The organism is Brevundimonas sp. (assembly GCF_031082345.1).
Classification (GTDB): domain Bacteria; phylum Pseudomonadota; class Alphaproteobacteria; order Caulobacterales; family Caulobacteraceae; genus Brevundimonas.
Window position 1 is genome coordinate 1 of sequence record NZ_JAVHLH010000309.1, and the last position, 2,929, is coordinate 2,929.

At 69.9% G+C, this 2,929-nt stretch carries 3 protein-coding genes and 1 tRNA gene; 3 read left to right on the top strand and 1 reads right to left on the bottom strand.

Annotated features, from left to right (window positions below):
• The first annotated feature begins 60 nt into the window (after window positions 1-60).
• Both RDU12_RS14485 and RDU12_RS14490 read left to right on the top strand, forming a co-directional pair.
• Window positions 61-528, top strand: a complete 468-nt coding sequence (locus RDU12_RS14485; RefSeq protein WP_308685332.1) for a citrate/2-methylcitrate synthase — start codon at window positions 61-63, stop codon at window positions 526-528.
• A gap of 27 nt (window positions 529-555) precedes the next feature.
• Window positions 556-1,362 (top strand): undecaprenyl-diphosphate phosphatase, encoded by an 807-nt coding sequence (locus RDU12_RS14490; RefSeq protein ID WP_300289408.1) that lies wholly within the window; start codon window positions 556-558, stop codon window positions 1,360-1,362.
• 290 nt (window positions 1,363-1,652) lie between these two features.
• Here the strand turns inward: RDU12_RS14490 and RDU12_RS14495 are convergent, their stop codons facing one another.
• Window positions 1,653-2,627, bottom strand: coding sequence for a complex I NDUFA9 subunit family protein (locus RDU12_RS14495; RefSeq protein WP_300289407.1), 975 nt, complete (start codon window positions 2,625-2,627; stop codon window positions 1,653-1,655).
• 172 nt (window positions 2,628-2,799) lie between these two features.
• Here RDU12_RS14495 and RDU12_RS14500 point away from each other — a divergent pair.
• A tRNA-Leu gene (locus RDU12_RS14500) sits at window positions 2,800-2,886 on the top strand.
• Window positions 2,887-2,929: the final 43 nt, after the last annotated feature.

The following is a 2,929-nucleotide window of genomic DNA, read 5'->3' on the forward strand; positions in this document are numbered from 1 at the left end:
CCTCGCTGTAGTCGATGGACATGACCGCCTCCCCCGCAGGCTGACTGGCTTCAGCATAGCATAACCGCGCCGCCCGCCGGCGCGGCGCTGGCGGGCCTCATGACCCTGGCCGGAACGGACCTCCTTATCGAATTGGCCCGGGAGTCGGCCTGGGTCGTCGCCGTCCGGCGTCAGGCCGTCGACGCGGCCCGTCGCGCTCACGAAGCGGGCGCGCTGTCCGGCTTCGGCAGTTCCGTCTGGCCCGGCGGGGATCCTCGGGCCGCGGGCCTGCTGGCGGTCGCCGACCTGCCCCAAGACATCGCCCGGGCCCTGGGCGAAGGCCAGGCGCTGACCGGCCGCGCCCCGACCTTCGGCCTGGCGCTGGTCGCCGTGGCCCGCCGTCTGGAGTTGCCGCGCGACGCCGCCGCGGACCTGCTGATGATCGGCCGGCTTGCGGGTCTGCTGGCCCATGCGCTCGACCAGACCACGAACGGCTCGCCTATCCGGGCGCGCCTGCGCTATGTGGGTCCCGAACCGGGCGCGAACTGATCCGCCTGACCTGTATCGGGGAAGCGGATGGCGGACTGGCTGGCGGCGATAATTCTCGGCCTCGTCGAGGGACTGACCGAGTTCATTCCGGTCTCCTCCACCGGTCATATGCTCCTGCTGGGCCATTTCCTCGGCTTCGAGAGCACCGGCAAGACCTTCGAGATCGTCATCCAGCTGGGCGCCCTGCTGGCGATCGTCAGCGTGTATTTCAAACGCCTGTGGCAGCTGGCGACCCGCTGGCCCTTCGACCCGGAGGCGCGGCGCTTCCTGATCGGCCTGATGGTCGCCTTCGCGCCGGCGGTGGTGATCGGCTTCCTCGCCTACGACTTCATCAAGACCATCCTGTTCGAGACGCCGCTGGTGATCTGCATCGCCCTGATCGTCGGCGGCGTGCTGCTGCTGTGGCTCGACCGGATGAAGAAGGTCCCGACCTTCCTCGAGGCCGACCGCTACCCGCTGCGGGTCTATTTCCTGATCGGCCTGTTCCAGTGCCTGGCCATGATCCCCGGCGTGTCCCGCTCCGGCGCCACCATCGCCGGCGGCCTGCTGCTGGGCACGGATAAGCGTTCGGCGGCCGAGTTCAGCTTCTTCCTCGCCCTGCCGACCATGGGCAGCGCCGTGGCCTACGACCTGTTCAAGAGCTGGGACCGGCTCGACTTCAGCGACGCCGGCCTGATCGCGCTCGGCTTCGTGGTCGCCTTCCTGACCGCCCTGGCGGTGGTCCGTTTCCTGCTCGACTTCGTCAGCCGCCACGGCTTCGCGCCGTTCGCCTGGTGGCGCATCGCCGTCGGCCTCGCGGGGATCGCGGGCCTGGCCGCGACGGGCGGCTTCTAGGCGCCCCTGCGCCGGCCAGGGCGGGTGCATCACAACGGGCACAACGGAAGCCACAACGGACACAATGGGTCCTGAGCGGATGACGGAGCAGGCCCCGCCTGCGAAGCCGTGAGCAACTCTTGATCGACGCCGGGCGTCGATCGGAACAGCGCGGCGAAAGCCGCAATTCCATGACGGGCAAAGGAAACGCGCGCCCGGCCACATCCCCGGTCCCGTCGTGACCGTCGTGACCTCGTTGTGCTCGCCGTGATGAACCTGCTGGCCGCAGCATACGGCCGGAAAGAGCCCCGTCAGGCCGTCGCCGGCCGCTCCGAGAACTGTCCGCCCCGGCGGTAGCGCCACAGATAGGACGGCGCGATCGCCTCGACGCCCGTGGGCGCGACGCCCAGATCGGCCAGGCCCTCGGCCCCCTCGGCGACGACATTGTCGCTTTCCAGGCTGACCACCTGGTCGCGGGTCAGGACCGGCGCGAGGCCGACGAGGGCCGTCAGCTGCGCCAGCGACCCGATGGCGCGGGCGGCGAGGAAGGGCAGGGGGATCAGGCCGTTGCTGCGGCGCGTCTCGCGCAGGACCAGTTTCAGCACCTCCTCGAAGGTCATCACCTCCGGCCCGCCCAGTTCGAAGGTGCGGCCGGCCGCGTCGGACCGCTCCACCGCCCGGACGATGGCCTCGCCCACGTCGCCGACATAGACCGGCTGGAAGCGGGTCTTCCCGCCGCCGATCAGGGGCAGGAACGGGCTCATCGACGCCATCGAGGCGAAGCGGTTGAGGAAGTCGTCGCCGGCCCCGAAAATGATCGACGGCCGGACGATCACCGCATCCGGCTTGGCCTCGCGCACCGCCATCTCGCCCGCGGCCTTGGTGCAGGCGTAGGCCGAGGCGCTCTCGGGATTGGCCCCGATGGCCGACACATGCACCAGACGGCCGACCCTGGCGGCGGCGCAGCCCTCGGCGATCGTGCGGGCCGCGTCGACGTGCATGGCTTCGAAGCTCCGCGATCCGGCCTCGTACAGCACCCCGATCAGATTGACCGCGGCGTCCGCGCCCTGCAGCGCCGCCTCGACCTGGGCCGGATCGGCCGCGTCGCAGCGCACGGCCTGGATCTGGCCGACATGGCCCGAGGTCTGCAGCCGGTACGCCCGGTCGGGGCGACGGACGGCCACGCGGATGCGCCAGCCGCGGCGGGCGAGATCCTGGACCACCTGGCTGCCGACGAAACCCGTGCCGCCAAAGACGGTGATCAGGCCGGGCGCAGCTTCGCTCATGACAGACTCCAAAGTCGGGCGGCCGGCGCGAACCGGCCTCGGCGCGGGGATTAGACGATGGCCCGGACGGCTGCAACGCAAACAGGACAAAAGCCTGTTGACCCGCCCATGGGGCTGCCTTAAGGGTCCGCGCCTTCCGGACGGAAACGCGTGCGAACGCGCCGATGTCTGGGCCCAGATGGCGGAATTGGTAGACGCGCTGGCTTCAGGTGCCAGTGATCGAAAGGTCGTGGAGGTTCGAGTCCTCTTCTGGGCACCATTATTTTGAAACGGCGTCGCATCCCTGATGCGGCGCCGTTTCT

What these genes read in the sequence shown, in the direction of transcription:
- RDU12_RS14490 (WP_300289408.1), top strand. Translation starts at nt 556, where the DNA reads ATGGCGGACTGGCTGGCGGCGATAATTCTCGGCCTCGTCGAGGGACTG.
- RDU12_RS14495 (WP_300289407.1), bottom strand. Translation starts at nt 2,627, where the DNA reads ATGAGCGAAGCTGCGCCCGGCCTGATCACCGTCTTTGGCGGCACGGGT.